Source organism: Klebsiella sp. GB_Kp056 (genome assembly GCF_040064755.1).
GTDB classification, from domain to species: Bacteria; Pseudomonadota; Gammaproteobacteria; order Enterobacterales; family Enterobacteriaceae; genus Klebsiella; species Klebsiella quasipneumoniae.
The window spans coordinates 1-13287 of record NZ_JBEAJA010000037.1 but is presented as its reverse complement, the minus strand read 5'-3'; the positions used below and the strand labels follow the sequence as shown (position 1 = coordinate 13287).

Below are 13287 nucleotides of genomic sequence, written 5' to 3'. Positions count from 1 at the left end.
CGAGTCGATCAATTTTACACAATTTTTTAACAAAAACTGAGACAGGGACGACTTTTTCTTTCAGCAGTTGCTTCTCCAGCGTTTGCTGGTTTAATAGGGCGATAAATTTTACTTTGATTGAAACAGGGATTGAGAATGCAAAAGCTGATTAACGCCGTGCAGAACTATGCATGGGGAAGCCACACCGCCTTAACTGAACTGTATGGCATCGCCAACCCGGACAACCTGCCGATGGCAGAGCTGTGGATGGGGGCGCATCCGAAGAGCAGCTCGCAGATCCTGGCGGCAGACGGCCAGCCGCGTTCGCTGCGCGAAGTGATTGATGCGGACAAAGCCGCCCTGCTCGGCGACAAAGTGGCGCAACGCTTCGGTGAACTGCCGTTCCTGTTTAAAGTGCTGTGCGCCGCGCAGCCCCTCTCCATTCAGGTCCATCCTAACAAGCAGGCCTCCGAAGAGGGTTTCGCCCGCGAGAACGCCGCCGGCATCCCCCTCTCCGCCGCCGAACGTAACTACAAAGATCCGAACCACAAGCCGGAGCTGGTCTTCGCCCTGACCCCGTTCCTGGCGATGAACGCGTTTCGCGAGTTCAGCGAGATTGTCAGCCTGCTGCAGCCGGTGGCTAACGCGCACCCGGCGATCGGCGCCTTCCTGCAGCAGCCGGACGCGGCTCGCCTGAGCCAGCTGTTTGCCAGCCTGCTGAATATGCAGGGCGAGGAAAAAGCGCAGGCGCTGCAGGCGCTGCGCGAGGTGCTGGACCGCGAACAGGGCGAACCGTGGCAGACCATCCGCCTGATCGCCGAATTTTATCCCGACGACAGCGGCCTTTTCTCCCCGCTGCTGCTGAACGTGGTGAAGCTGAATCCGGGCGAAGCGATGTTCCTGTTTGCCGAAACGCCGCACGCGTATCTGCAGGGGGTGGCGCTGGAGGTGATGGCCAACTCGGATAACGTGCTGCGCGCCGGCCTGACGCCGAAGTACATTGATATCCCTGAGCTGGTGGCCAACGTCAAGTTCGAGGCCAAACCGGCGGGTGAGCTGCTGACCCAGCCGCAGCGGCACGGCGCGGAGCTGGACTTCCCGATCCCGGTGGAAGATTTTGCCTTCTCGCTGCACGATCTCTCCGCCGAGGCCAGCGATCTGGCCCAGGCGAGCGCGGCGATCGTTTTCTGCGTCGACGGCGAAGCCCTGCTGCGCAAAGGCGACCAGAGCCTGACCCTCAAGCCGGGCGAATCGGCCTTTGTAGCCGCCAATGAATCGCCGGTGCAGGTCAGCGGCCATGGCCGCGTGGCGCGCGTGTTCAATAAGCTCCAGTAAACGACAGACCTTTCAGGTCGCGCTTACTGATTATGACAACTCAGCCAGGCGGTCTCTCCGCCTGGCTTCATTTATGGACAAATGCTATGAAAAAATCGCTGGTCGCAGCAGGAATCATCGTGGCGCTGGGCGTGGTATGGACAGGCGGCGCCTGGTACACCGGCAAACAGCTGGAAGGCCGGATTGCCGATATGGTGCAGCAGGCTAACGCGCAGTTACGCAGCAGCGCGCCGGAGTCAGGTCTGGAGCTGAGCTATCAGGACTACCAGCGCGGGCTGTTCAGCAGCCATCTGCAGCTGGTGGTGAAGCCGATCGCCGGTCAGGCTAACGGCTGGCTGGCCGCCGGGCAGAGCGTGGTGCTTGACGAGGTGGTCGATCACGGCCCCTTCCCGCTGGCCTCGTTAAAAACCTTTAATCTGGCCCCGGCGATGGCCTCGGTCCACACCACGCTGGTGAAAAACGACGCCAGCCAAGCGCTGTTCGAAATAGCCAAAGGCAATACCCCCTTTACCGTCGATACGCGCATCGCCTACAGCGGCGACAGCCAGTCGGCGATTGTCCTCAATGCCCTCGACTACGCCAAAGGGGATGAGAAAGTCACCTTCAGCGGCGGCGAGTTCCAGCTCGACGCCGACCGCGACGGCAAAAACATCAGCCTGAAGGGCCAGGCCGGCAGCGGCCAGATCGATGCTCTCAACGAATATAACCAGAAGGTGCAGCTGCGCTTCGTCAACCTGACCACCGACGGCGCCACCGAGCTGGCCAGCTTCAACGAGCGTATCGGCCAGCAAAAAATGACCCTCGATAAACTGGCCATCAGCGTCGAAGGCAAAGAGCTGGCGCTGGTTGAAGGCATGGCGCTGGACGGCGGCTCCACACTGACCAAGGACGGCAAAGGCGTGAACAGCCAGGTGAACTACACCGTCAACAGCCTGAAGCTGCAGGGTCAGGATATGGGTAGCGGCAAACTGACGCTGAAAGTGGATAACGTCGACGGTCAGGCGTGGCACCAGTTCAGCCAGCAGTACAGCGCGCAGTCTCAGGCGCTGCTGGCGAAACCAGAGCTGGCGCAGAACCCGGAGCTGTACCAGCAGGCGCTTACCGAAACCCTGTTCAATGCGCTGCCGATCCTGCTTAAGGGCAATCCGTCGGTGACTATCTCACCGCTGAGCTGGCGCAATGCCAAAGGCGAAAGCAGCCTCAACCTCTCGGTGCTGCTGAAAGATCCGGCCCTGGTGACCGCCCCGCCGCAGACCCTGGCGGACAGCCTGGATCGCGTGGTGCAGTCCCTTGACGGCAAAGTGGTGATCCCGGTGGATATGGCGACGGAGTTTATGACTAAGATCGCCGGTCTGGAAGGCTACCAGCCAGCCGACGCCGCCAAACTCGCCGATCAGCAGGTCAAAGGCCTGGCGGCGATGGGCCAGATGTTCCGCATCACCACCATGGAAGATAACGCCATCAGCAGCAGCCTGCAGTACGCGAACGGCCAGGTGACGCTGAACGGCCAGAAAATGCCGCTGGAGGATTTTGCCGCGATGTTTGGTCTCGAAGCGCCTTCGTTACCGGACAGCGCGCCGCAGGAGGGCCAGCCGCAGCAGGATGACGCCGCGCCTCAGCAGGACGACGCCGCCCCGCAGCCGTAATTTATCGGCTCAGGAGACGGCCAGCGCGCGCCGTCTCCGTCATTTTCTCGTCACCAGCCGCGGGGGCATGATCTGATTTCGCGTCTCGCCCGCGCCCTCCTCCAGCCGCCACAGCATCGACTCCGCCAGCGTTTTCCCCATCTCGCGCGCCGGGGTGGTGACCCAGGTGAGCGGCAGGTCGTCAAGCGCGGCCTCAGGCACATCGGCGAACGCCGCCAGCGCCACCCGCTGCTCGAAGTAGCTGTCGACGCCATCTTCCCCGCTCTGCCTTCCGGCGCGCAGCAGACCGAACCACGCGCCGGTCGCCGGGCAGAAGGTGGCGATTATGCCGGGGTATACCTATGGTCCCGAAGGCAATGGCTTTCTGCGCCTCAATGTCGGCTGTCCACGCGAGAAGCTGGAGCGCGGTGTCGCAGGGCTGATAGCCGCCCTGCGCAGCCTTATCTGATGCGCCGGCAAAGTGAATTATCTGGTCGTCAAACCCTATCCTGCCTGCCAGATGGCTGGCAGGATGATCGAGGCTTTTCCCCTGGCGCAGGCAAACCCTGTAGCAGCCATGAATGACTCTCGCGCCCGGCTGATGTCGGCATTATTAAAATAATTTTGATATTCCTCAAAACTTTTTTAGGCAGGAAGCGGTATTAATTTGGCCGCTTAATCATTGCTTACACTGGTTTATTGAGGAGGAGAGCATGAAAACCTATGACCGTAATCGTAACGCTATTGCCACCGGCAGTATGGTCATGATCGCCGGTAACGGTACGACGGGCGTGATTAAAGCGATCCATGGCGAGGGGAAAACCGCCGAGCAGCTGCGTCGGGCGGACTGCGTGGAAATCGACGGCTGCGAGGGCCGCTTCTGTCCGTTAGATCTGATCCGTCTCGGTTTCCATTAATCCCTGCCGCCAGGGCAACATGAGCAGGCCACCCAGGGTGGCCTCTCCTTTACCGGCCTGATACAGGCGCTTAGCGAAAGCTCCACTGAATACTCATCACAAAGATCGCCGGGAGAATAATCCCGCCCTCGACGCCGAAATAATCGGTAAAGTTATACTGCAGACCATGATAGATATAGGGCGAAAAACCGACGCCGGTGATTTTTTTGGCGGTGCGGTAGGTGCCTGAGTCGCCGCAGTGGCTGAAAGCGTCAAAGAAAAATTCCCCGGTATAGGCATACACCCCTTTCAGCAGCCAGCCAGTGTCGTTTTTCAGCCAGTCGCGGCGCACGCCGAGGGTCAGACAGCGATCGTCGAAGCTGTTTTTCATGGTGCCGACCAGCGCGCTGTATTTTGAATCCGCTGAAAACTTGCGCTCCACCGAGAAAAAGTTGTTGTTGAAATGCTCGTTATATTGTCCGTGGTTGCCGGTCATGTGATAAACATAGGAACCGGTATTCATCGAATAGAGATTTAATTCCCCGGCCTGCGCCGACGGCATGGCAACCAACAGCAGCCCGGATAACACAACCCATAATTTATTCAACATTCAGTAACCTACGCCACACCCGTAAAAAAAGAACCCGGCATACTATCACCGCTAAGCTAAACCAAAGGGCAATCAGATAAACCGGCGCTCGTCGCGGCAGGCAAACATGACGCTATATGCACTATAGCAGTCGCCCTCTCGCCTGGTGAGCGCCAGCGGCTATACTGCAGACACATTCATCTCATCGATTAAGGACTGCTGTGTTAGCCACTCTCCTCGTTGCGCTGGTCGCTATTATTCATCTCGCCATCCTGGTGCTGGAGATGTTTTTCTGGGAAGCGCCCGCCGGGCGCCGGGCCTTTAACCTCAGCGCCGATTTCGCCCGGGAAACCCGGGTGCTGGCGGCCAACCAGGGGTTGTATAACGGTTTCCTGGCCGCCGGCCTGGCGTGGGGGCTGTGGCTGGGGGAGTCCGGCGAGCCGGTGGTGATCTTTTTCCTCGCCTGCGTGCTGGCCGCCGGGATATTCGGCGCGCTGACCGCCAGCCGCAAAATTCTCTATATTCAGGCGCTGCCCGCGCTGCTGGCGCTGCTGGCGGTGCTGACGCAGGGGTAGGGCCTTGATCTAAAACAGAGAAAGCTGGCGGTAAGGCGGATACTATGTGCCCCCTTCGGTCGGTCATCGACCTTTAATACCTTCTGAGTTCAGAGGCATTTTTATGACATGGCAATCCTTCAAACAGGCCTGGCTTATCCGGTTCTGGTCCCCCGTCCCGGCGGTCATCGCCGCGGGCATTCTCTCAACCTACTATTTTGGCATCACCGGCACCTTCTGGGCGGTGACCGGCGAATTTACCCGCTGGGGTGGCCAGCTGCTGCAGCTGCTGGGGGTCCACAGCGAACAGTGGGGCTATTATCAGCTGATCCATCTCGACGGGACGCCGCTGACCCGCATCGACGGCAGGATGATCATCGGCATGTTCGGCGGCTGCCTGGCCGCGGCGCTGTGGGCCAATAACGTCAAATTGCGCTTGCCACGCAGCCGGATCCGCATTGTGCAAGCCGTAGCCGGGGGTATCATCGCCGGGTTCGGCGCGCGGCTGGCGATGGGCTGCAACCTGGCGGCCTTTTTCACCGGCATTCCGCAGTTCTCCCTGCACGCCTGGCTGTTTGCCATCGCCACCGCCATCGGCTCCTGGTTTGGCGCTCGCTTCACCCTGCTGCCTCTTTTTCGCATACCGGTAAAAATGCAAAAGGTATCCGCTGCTTCGCCGTTAACCCAAAAACCGCAGCAGGCGCGCCGCCGTTTCCGCCTGGGCATGGTGATCTTTTTCGCCATGATCGGCTGGGGCCTGCTCACCGCCGCTGACCACCCTGCGCTCGGCCTGGCGATGCTGTTCGGCATCTGCTTCGGTCTGCTTATCGAGCGCGCGCAGATCTGCTTCACCTCCGCCTTTCGCGATATGTGGATCACCGGCCGGACGGTGATGGCGAAGGCGATAATCTTCGGCATGGCGGCGAGCGCCATCGGCATCTTCAGCTATGTGCAACTGGGGATGGCGCCGAAAATCATGTGGGCCGGTCCTAACGCGGCGATTGGCGGGCTGCTGTTTGGCTTTGGCATCGTGCTGGCCGGCGGCTGTGAAACCGGCTGGATGTACCGGGCGGTGGAAGGCCAGGTTCACTACTGGTGGGTGGGGCTGGGCAACGTTATCGGCTCCACGCTGCTCGCCTGGTGCTGGGACGATATCGCCGCCCCGCTCGCCACCCACTGGCAAAAGGTCAACCTGCTGAACGCTTTTGGTCCCTTCGGCGGACTGCTGGCGACCTATCTGCTGCTGCTGATCGCCCTGCTGCTGGTGATCGCCTGGGAGAGACATTTTTTCCGCCGCCAGTCGGCAGCGGTCCGGACCGTGAAGGAGAGCGCATGAAGAACATCATCCCTGATTATCGCCTGGACATGGTCGGCGAGCCCTGCCCCTATCCGGCGGTCGCCACCCTGGAGGCGATGCCCTCCCTGCAAAAAGGCGAGATCCTCGAAGTGATTAGCGACTGTCCGCAGTCGATCAATAACATTCCGCTTGATGCCAGGAACCATGGCTATACGGTGCTGGATATTCAGCAGGATGGCCCGACTATTCGCTATCTGATCCAGAAGTAACCCCGTTTCCCCGCCGGCGACCTTCATCGCCGGCATGGGTTTCCCTGTCTCCCGTCACGCCATTTCCTCACCACCAGAGGGGCCGTGCAGGCAAACGATTGCAATACATTGTAACACTTGAAACGATGTTCCAGTTATCCAATAACCCTTAATATAACGCGCCTATATTATTAAAATACGAATAAGTGACTTCGTGAATGGTTTCTGCCGCTACCGGCCAAAGCCGCGCACCGCAACACAATAAGGATAGAAATGGAACTGCTGGCCAGGCTGGGTCATTTTTTTGAGCAAGTGCGTTCAGATGCCGATTTTGCCACCTTCGCCAGTGAACTGCGTCGACATCAGGTCTCGTGTTATATCTACTTTGTCTCTACCGGCAATATGAATTTTGTGATGGCCAACGACGAGGTGATCACGATAAAAAGCGCCCGCGGCCTGCTGCGCGTGCGCAGCGCCCCCAGCCATCGGCTGACCTCGGCCGCGGTCATCCGCCATTTTGCCGGCGCCATCAACTTTGAACAGTACTGCAGGGATCTCGCCAGCGCCGGGGTGTTTAAGTGGAGCGTCGACCTGGACGAGGAGACTCGCCACTACTGGTCGAAGGAAAACAGGCTGCTGTACAAAGAGAGCCTGATTCCCCCCTGAGCGGGTCCCAGGGGGAAGCCTGGCCTGAGGGGCCAGCCCTTAATCGCGGGTCTGCACCCAGAAGGCGTGGATCAGGCCTGGAATATAGCCCAGCAGGGTCAGAATAATGTTGAGAATAAACGCCCAGCCGAAACCTTTCCCCATCAGTACTCCCAGCGGCGGCAGAATGATAGTAAAAACGATTCTCCAGAATCCCATAAGCTCTCCCTTCATCTAACGGCAATATTTTACTAAGTTATTCAATAGTTAAGCATAGACGCTTTTCACCGCTTCGCCAGCAGGCGGCCCCCTCATCTCCGGTAACAAAAATTATTCCCTGCCGTCACGGATAAAAAAGCCCGCCAAAACATCCACTTTTCTGGCTCATGCTGCGGGCCCGGCAGCGAACCGCACAGATTGTCAGTTGACCTGGCTGCGAGTCAGGACTAAGCCTGGAGGAGTTTTATCACATCGAGTCGTTTTACCAACCGGAGAATATCCATGAGTAAACTTGGGATTAATGGATTTGGTCGTATCGGACGTCTGGTGTTACGCCGTTTATTAGAAGTCGACAGCAGCCTCGAGGTGGTGGCTATCAACGACCTCACCTCGCCAAAAGTACTGGCCTACCTGCTAAAGCATGATTCAAACTACGGCCCCTTCCCGTGGAGCGTCGACTTCACGGAAGATGCGCTGATCGTCAACGGTAAGACCATCACCGTGTATGCCGAAAAAGAGGCGCAGCATATTCCGTGGCAGGCGGCGGGCGCGGAAGTGATTGTGGAGTGTACCGGGTTCTACACCTCGGCAGAGAAATCGCAGGCCCATCTCCAGGCCGGCGCGCGCAAGGTGCTGATTTCCGCCCCCGCCGGCGAGATGAAAACTATCGTCTATAACGTCAACGATGACACCCTGACGCCGGATGACACCATCATCTCCGTCGCCTCCTGCACCACCAACTGCCTGGCGCCGATGGCCAAAGTCCTGCAGGATGCCTTCGGCATCACCGTAGGCACCATGACCACTATCCACGCCTATACCGGCACCCAGTCGCTGGTGGACGGGCCGCGCGGTAAAGATCTGCGCGCCTCCAGGGCGGCGGCGGAAAACGTCATCCCGCACACTACCGGCGCGGCCAAAGCTATCGGCCTGGTGATCCCCGCCCTGAGCGGGAAGCTGAAAGGCCATGCCCAGCGCGTACCGACCAAAACCGGCTCAGTGACGGAGCTGGTGTCGGTGCTGGAGAAAAAAGTGACTGCGGATGAGGTCAATCAGGCGATGAAGCAGGCGGCAGAGGGCAATGAATCCTTTGGCTACACCGAAGAAGAGATTGTCTCTTCCGATATCATCGGCAGCCATTTCGGTTCAATCTACGATGCCACCCAGCTGGAGATTGTGGAGGCCGGCGGCGTACAGCTGGTGAAAACCGTCGCCTGGTACGATAACGAATACGGCTTTGTCACCCAGCTGATCCGCGTGCTGGAGAAATTTGCCCGCTAAGTGAACGGCGGACAGCCTGCGCTGCCCGCCGATTCTGCATTGAGCGCCTCAGGCCTGCAGATAGACCACCTGAGTCTGCAGGTACTCATTCAGGCCATGGCGGCCATCTGCGCCGCCGATCCCCGATTTACGCCAGCCGGCGTGGAATCCCTGCATCGCCTCAAAGTTCTCGCGGTTGATATAGGTTTCGCCGAATTTCAGCCCCTTAATCGCCTTCATCGCCACATTAAGATCACGGGTATAGATCGAGGAGGTCAGGCCATAATCGCTGTCATTGGCCATCGCCAGCGCTTCATCGAGCGTCGAAAACGCCACCACCGGCAGCACCGGCCCGAAGGTTTCCTCATGGATAATATCCATCTCCTGACGCACATCCAGCAGCAGGGTCGGCGGATAAAAATAGCCTTTCCCCTCCTGCGGCTGACCGCCCAGCGCGACCCGCGCCCCCTGCGCCACCGCCTTTGCCACTTTGCGCGCCACCTGATCCCGCGCGGCGGCGTTAATCAGCGGCCCCATGGCGATGTCATCCCGCGCCGCCGGGTCGCCAAACTGCACGGCCTTCATCGCCTCGCCGAGGCGGTTGACGAAGCGGTCGTAAATCCCCTGCTGAACATAGACCCGCTCGACGCAGTTGCACACCTGCCCGGTGTTGATCACCCGCGAGTCCACCACCGCCTTCACCGCCAGCTCCAGATCCGCATCGTCCATGACGATGGCCGGCGCTTTGCCGCCGAGCTCGAGGCACACTTTGGTGATATTTTTTGCCGCGGCGGCCATGATTTTCTCCCCCGCCGCTACGCTGCCGGTCATGCTGACCATCGCCACCTTCGGATTGCCGGCCAGCTCCTGGCCGACGGTTTCCCCACGGCCGAGCACCAGGTTAAAGACCCCTTTCGGCAGCCCAACCTGGTGGACGATCTCGGCGAAAGCGATGGCGTTGTTGGGCGTGAATTCGCTGGGCTTAATGACGATAGTGTTGCCGGTGATCAGCGCCGGCGCCAGCTTGCGGGCGATAAGAAAGAACGGGAAGTTCCACGGCAGGATCCCGGTGGTCACCCCCAGCGCGCGTTTGAAGACGAGGATATTCTCCCCGGGACGGTCGCTCTGCACGATCTCCCCTTCATACCGCCGCGCCCATTCGGCCATGTAGTCGAGATAGTCGGCGGTAAACGCAACCTCCACCGCCGCCAGCTGCTGGATCTTGCCCCCTTCAGCGACGATCAGCCCGGCGATGTCGTCGGCACGCTGACGAATGCCAGCGGCAATTTTGCGCAGCCAGCCCGCGCGCTCAATGGCCGGCAGCGCCTCCCAGGCCGGCTGGGCGCGCTCTGCGGCGTCAATCGCCAGTCGCGCCTCTTCCGCGGTCCCGTCCGGGATCCGCGACAGCAGCGCTTCAGTCGCCGGGTTAAGCACGTCGATCCAGCCGTCGCCGCGACCGGTAACGAACTGGCCATCAATATACATTGGGTGTTGAACGGGTGCTGTCATGGCTGCTCCTGTGGCGCATTTGTATTTAACAAGTGATTTTTTTGTTAAATATCGGGCGGATAAGCCGTGGCTTCGCAGCACGTTGGCGCATTTCTGTGAGCTGATTCATAAAACCGAGCCAAAAATGGCCGGTTGAGGTTACATTTCAATAACACAAATTGCCCGTTTGCGATAAATCTGCCGCAAACGGGCATTTTTCAGCCGAGGAGGCGGGCCTGCAGCGCCCCGGCAAGCAGGTCATCCTCCCGCAGCTGTCGCCAGGCGTCGAGGATCGCCGGCGGGAAGGTCACGTGGCTGATAAAGTCTTTCCCCCGCGGACCGTACCCTTCAGGGGAATCCTGCAGGCGCGGCAGCTCGCCCAGCAGCAGCGCGAGGTAGCGGGTCACCGGCCACAGCCCCGCCCCGCCGCCCGCGAACCCCAGCTGGCCGTCGGTCTGCTCCAGCACCGGCGAGCAGCCGGGAAAGCTCAGCCACTGCGGCGGCGTCGTCTCCCCCTGCCAGACGCGGGCAAAGGTGGCCATCGTCCGCCGCTGCATGGTGGGGTCCTGAATGACGATCCCGCGACGATGGGGGATCCCCCGACTCTCCAGCATTGTGCGGGTAAAGCGCGCGTTTTCCCCGCAGTTGGTCGACCGATCCTCCACCACCAGCCGCGGGCGAGGAATGTGCCAGAAGTCATGCGCAATATCCGCCAGAATATGCGCTTCCGGGCGGCCCTCCACCGCGAGCGAACGGTAGCGGGGATCCTCGCGCACCGCCTCATACAGAAAACCGGTGGAGTGTCCTATGCCGCCGCTGATCAGCAGCGGAACCTCCTGCTCCTTCGCCAGCCGGCAGGCGGCGTCGATGGTGGGGATCACGGCATTGCCAGCCAGCACCACCACATCCACTGCCGGCGGCGCGGTCAGCGTTGCCAGATCGTTCTGCGCCAGCCAGCCGCCAGTCAGGTTAGCCGCCGCCAGCGTCGTCGCCGACAGCGGGGGAAATTGTTCTGCCATTCTGATCTCCTTAATCACCTCTCAGCCGCGCAGAGAGGATAGTCCGGCCATCATAAACGCCGCCTGCCGGGGCGCAAAGCGACGTCGATTTGTAACCATTTTGAAATAACAAGAAACATCTAAAAACACGCAGGTTGCACCTGAATAACTGACCATGAAAATAACAAAAAACAGCAAAAACAGGTGGAAAATAAAAATTTACCTCGCGGTTACACCAGACAAAAGCGCGTTTTCTCGCCCGCGTTGCCGAGGGATAACTTGCCAATTGTAACCATCAACTCTAAGTTGCTTAACAATTACACAACCTTTTTCACATCAGGTTGCACCCTGCACGCACAGAGTGACACCTGACCTTTTACCGTGGCGGGAGAACGTTTCGTAATGAGCAATCCAGAAAGCAACACTGCATCCATTCTGCAGAAAAACAAGAAGGTCCTGATCGCGAGCCTGACCGGCAGCGCCATCGAATGGTTTGATTATTTTCTCTATGGCACCGCCGCCGCGCTGGTGTTTAACAAAATCTTCTTTCCGATGGTCGACCCGGTCATCGGCCTGATCCTCTCCTGGCTCTCCTTTTCGCTCACCTTTTTTATCCGCCCCATCGGCGGGGTCATTTTCGCCCACATCGGCGATCGCATCGGTCGCAAGAAGACGCTGGTGCTGACCCTGTCGCTGATGGGCAGCGCCACGGTGGCCATTGGCCTGCTGCCCACCTACGAAATGGTGGGCCTGTGGGCGCCCGCCCTGCTGATTACCCTGCGCATTATTCAGGGCATGGGTATCGGCGGCGAATGGGGCGGCGCGCTGCTGCTGGCCTACGAATACGCCCCGGAAAAGCGGAAAGGCTTTTTCGGCAGTATTCCTCAGGCCGGCGTGACCATCGGCATGCTGATGGCGACCTTTATCGTCTCGCTGATGACCCTGTTCGATGAGGCACAGTTTCTTGCCTGGGGCTGGCGCATTCCGTTCCTGCTCAGCTCCGTCCTCGTTTTCCTCGGCCTGTGGATCCGCAAAGATATCGACGAAACGCCCGCCTTTAAGCAGGTGAAACAGTCTGGCCAGGTGGCGAAGGCTCCGCTGCGCGTGACGCTCAAACACCACTGGCGGGAGGTGCTGATCGCCGCGGGTCTGAAAGTGGTGGAGACCGCCCCCTTCTATATCTTCTCTACCTTTGTGGTCAGCTACGCCACTACCACCCTGAGCTATCAGAAGTCGCAGGCGCTGGAATCCGTCACCCTCGGCGCGCTGGTGGCCACCGTGATGATCCCGCTGATGGGGCTGCTGTCCGACAAGGTGGGCCGGCAAAAGATGTACACCCTGAGCGTGGTGCTGCTGGGGCTGTTTATCGTTCCGTGGTTCCTGCTGCTCGACACCGGCACCAGCTGGGGCATTATGCTGGCGACGATCGTTGCCTTCGGCATCCTGTGGGCGCCGGTGACCGCGGTGCTGGGTACCCTGTGCTCAGAGATTTTCAGCGCCAATGTGCGCTACACCGGGATCACCCTGGGTTACCAGCTGGGGGCCGCGCTGGCCGGGGGCACCGCGCCGCTTATCGCCACCGGTCTGCTGGCGAAATACGATGGTGACTGGCGACCGGTGGCCATCTACCTGGGCGTTACGGTGGCGATTTCGCTGCTGGCGATATTCTGCGCCAGCCGGATGAAATCCGTCCCTGGCGCGGCGCGCGCTCGGGCGGAAAGCGCCTAACCGCAGCCGGTCCGGGCTACCTCGGCGCCGACCATCCTGCCCGGCGGCGCTGCGCTTGCGCGGGCCTACGGGGGATCATACCGCGGGTGAAACTGCACCCTTCCGGGCCCGGTAAGCATCCAGGCCCGGTAAGGCGCCAGCCGCCACCGGGCAGTAAAGCTGCTGCGGAGCCGAGTATCCCGCCCGGCGGCGCTGCGCTTGCGCGGGCCTACAGGGAGATCGCGCCACGTGGGAAACCGCTCATCCCAGGCTCAGTAAGACAGTAGGCCCGGTAAGGCGCCAGCCGCCACCGGGCAGTAAAGCTGCTGCGAAGCCGACTATCCCGCCCGGCGGCGCTGCGCTTGCGCGGGCCTACGGGGGGATCATACCGCGGTGAAACTGCACCCTTCCGGGCCCGGTAAGCATCCAGGCCCGGTAAGGCGCCAG

14 protein-coding genes and 2 pseudogenes are annotated in these 13287 nt (G+C 60.1%); 11 read left to right on the top strand and 5 right to left on the bottom strand.

The features are described 5' to 3' along the window. Nucleotides 1-135: 135 nt before the first annotated feature. Together manA and ABLV52_RS04590 are read left to right on the top strand one after the other, a co-directional pair. Entirely contained in the window at nt 136-1314 is a 1179-nt protein-coding gene (gene manA / locus ABLV52_RS04595) for a mannose-6-phosphate isomerase (protein WP_023289494.1), read from the top strand. 86 nt (nt 1315-1400) lie between these two features. Then, on the top strand, nt 1401-2960 hold the full coding sequence (locus ABLV52_RS04590; protein ID WP_023289493.1) for a YdgA family protein: 1560 nt from the start codon (nt 1401-1403) through the stop codon (nt 2958-2960). A 39-nt stretch (nt 2961-2999) separates the two neighbouring features. On the opposite strand, the pseudogene ABLV52_RS04585 reads toward ABLV52_RS04590, so the two are convergent. After that, a pseudogene (locus tag ABLV52_RS04585) lies at nt 3000-3266 on the bottom strand (substrate-binding domain-containing protein); the annotation flags it as partial. Between ABLV52_RS04585 and ABLV52_RS04580 the strand changes: the two are divergent. Together ABLV52_RS04580 and ydfZ are read left to right on the top strand one after the other, a co-directional pair. Beyond that, nucleotides 3256-3408, top strand: a pseudogene (locus ABLV52_RS04580) (transcriptional regulator); the annotation flags it as partial. The pseudogenes ABLV52_RS04585 and ABLV52_RS04580 sit on opposite strands and share 11 nt — an antisense overlap. Before the next feature lie 244 nt (nt 3409-3652). Then, a complete protein-coding gene (ydfZ, locus tag ABLV52_RS04575) occupies nt 3653-3856 on the top strand; it encodes a putative selenium delivery protein YdfZ (RefSeq protein ID WP_004151566.1) in 204 nt (67 codons plus the stop codon). 70 nt (nt 3857-3926) lie between these two features. Here ydfZ and ABLV52_RS04570 read toward each other — a convergent pair whose 3' ends face one another. Then, complete coding sequence (locus ABLV52_RS04570; protein ID WP_162823501.1) at nt 3927-4406, bottom strand: hypothetical protein; 480 nt, start codon at nt 4404-4406, stop codon at nt 3927-3929. 239 nt (nt 4407-4645) lie between these two features. On the opposite strand from ABLV52_RS04570, the gene ABLV52_RS04565 reads away from it, so the two are divergent. The 4 genes from ABLV52_RS04565 (at nt 4646) to ABLV52_RS04550 (ending at nt 7189) form a co-directional block, all read left to right on the top strand. After that, nucleotides 4646-4999: a DUF1304 domain-containing protein gene (locus ABLV52_RS04565; protein ID WP_048297423.1), complete on the top strand. Its 354-nt coding sequence runs from the start codon at nt 4646-4648 to the stop codon at nt 4997-4999. A gap of 103 nt (nt 5000-5102) precedes the next feature. Continuing rightward, nucleotides 5103-6314: a selenium metabolism membrane protein YedE/FdhT gene (gene yedE / locus ABLV52_RS04560; protein WP_348890070.1), complete on the top strand. Its 1212-nt coding sequence runs from the start codon at nt 5103-5105 to the stop codon at nt 6312-6314. Beyond that, nucleotides 6311-6544 carry a sulfurtransferase-like selenium metabolism protein YedF gene (yedF, locus tag ABLV52_RS04555; protein ID WP_004204092.1) on the top strand — a complete coding sequence of 78 codons (234 nt, stop codon included), beginning with the start codon at nt 6311-6313 and terminating at the stop codon, nt 6542-6544. Before yedE ends, yedF begins: the two co-directional genes overlap by 4 nt. Nucleotides 6545-6796: 252 nt before the next feature. After that, the gene (locus ABLV52_RS04550; RefSeq protein WP_023289488.1) at nt 6797-7189 is read left to right on the top strand and encodes a DUF1398 domain-containing protein; all 393 of its coding nucleotides are present in this window, start codon (nt 6797-6799) and stop codon (nt 7187-7189) included. A 39-nt stretch (nt 7190-7228) separates the two neighbouring features. On the opposite strand, the gene ABLV52_RS04545 is transcribed toward ABLV52_RS04550, so the two are convergent. Beyond that, nucleotides 7229-7387, bottom strand: a complete 159-nt coding sequence (locus ABLV52_RS04545) for a YqaE/Pmp3 family membrane protein (protein ID WP_348890068.1) — start codon at nt 7385-7387, stop codon at nt 7229-7231. Nucleotides 7388-7669: 282 nt separating this feature from the next. Here ABLV52_RS04545 and gap point away from each other — a divergent pair, with 282 nt between their 5' ends. Next, entirely contained in the window at nt 7670-8668 is a 999-nt protein-coding gene (gap, locus tag ABLV52_RS04540) for a type I glyceraldehyde-3-phosphate dehydrogenase (RefSeq protein WP_016160929.1), read from the top strand. Nucleotides 8669-8716: 48 nt separating this feature from the next. On the opposite strand, the gene aldA is transcribed toward gap, so the two are convergent. Further along, nucleotides 8717-10156 (bottom strand): aldehyde dehydrogenase, encoded by a 1440-nt coding sequence (gene aldA / locus ABLV52_RS04535; protein ID WP_023289487.1) that lies wholly within the window; start codon nt 10154-10156, stop codon nt 8717-8719. Between aldA and ABLV52_RS04530 the strand changes: the two genes are divergently transcribed. Next, nucleotides 10155-10292, top strand: coding sequence for a hypothetical protein (locus ABLV52_RS04530; RefSeq protein WP_348890067.1), 138 nt, complete (start codon nt 10155-10157; stop codon nt 10290-10292). The two genes, aldA and ABLV52_RS04530, sit on opposite strands and share 2 nt — an antisense overlap. 61 nt (nt 10293-10353) lie before the next feature. Here the strand turns inward: ABLV52_RS04530 and ABLV52_RS04525 are convergent, their stop codons facing one another. After that, nucleotides 10354-11154 (bottom strand): YdcF family protein, encoded by an 801-nt coding sequence (locus ABLV52_RS04525; RefSeq protein ID WP_348890066.1) that lies wholly within the window; start codon nt 11152-11154, stop codon nt 10354-10356. Between the two features lie 381 nt (nt 11155-11535). On the opposite strand from ABLV52_RS04525, the gene ABLV52_RS04520 reads away from it, so the two are divergent. Beyond that, nucleotides 11536-12861, top strand: a complete 1326-nt coding sequence (locus ABLV52_RS04520; RefSeq protein WP_065813080.1) for an MFS transporter — start codon at nt 11536-11538, stop codon at nt 12859-12861. Nucleotides 12862-13287 lie beyond the last annotated feature (426 nt).

Excerpts from the sequence above, each read along its gene's own strand:
- manA (WP_023289494.1), top strand. The coding sequence starts at position 136 with ATGCAAAAGCTGATTAACGCCGTGCAGAACTATGCATGGGGAAGCCAC.
- ABLV52_RS04590 (WP_023289493.1), top strand. The coding sequence starts at position 1,401 with ATGAAAAAATCGCTGGTCGCAGCAGGAATCATCGTGGCGCTGGGCGTG.
- ydfZ (WP_004151566.1), top strand. The coding sequence starts at position 3,653 with ATGAAAACCTATGACCGTAATCGTAACGCTATTGCCACCGGCAGTATG.
- yedE (WP_348890070.1), top strand. The coding sequence starts at position 5,103 with ATGACATGGCAATCCTTCAAACAGGCCTGGCTTATCCGGTTCTGGTCC.
- yedF (WP_004204092.1), top strand. The coding sequence starts at position 6,311 with ATGAAGAACATCATCCCTGATTATCGCCTGGACATGGTCGGCGAGCCC.
- ABLV52_RS04550 (WP_023289488.1), top strand. The coding sequence starts at position 6,797 with ATGGAACTGCTGGCCAGGCTGGGTCATTTTTTTGAGCAAGTGCGTTCA.
- ABLV52_RS04545 (WP_348890068.1), bottom strand. The coding sequence starts at position 7,387 with ATGGGATTCTGGAGAATCGTTTTTACTATCATTCTGCCGCCGCTGGGA.
- gap (WP_016160929.1), top strand. The coding sequence starts at position 7,670 with ATGAGTAAACTTGGGATTAATGGATTTGGTCGTATCGGACGTCTGGTG.
- ABLV52_RS04530 (WP_348890067.1), top strand. The coding sequence starts at position 10,155 with ATGGCTGCTCCTGTGGCGCATTTGTATTTAACAAGTGATTTTTTTGTT.
- aldA (WP_023289487.1), bottom strand. The coding sequence starts at position 10,156 with ATGACAGCACCCGTTCAACACCCAATGTATATTGATGGCCAGTTCGTT.
- ABLV52_RS04525 (WP_348890066.1), bottom strand. The coding sequence starts at position 11,154 with ATGGCAGAACAATTTCCCCCGCTGTCGGCGACGACGCTGGCGGCGGCT.
- ABLV52_RS04520 (WP_065813080.1), top strand. The coding sequence starts at position 11,536 with ATGAGCAATCCAGAAAGCAACACTGCATCCATTCTGCAGAAAAACAAG.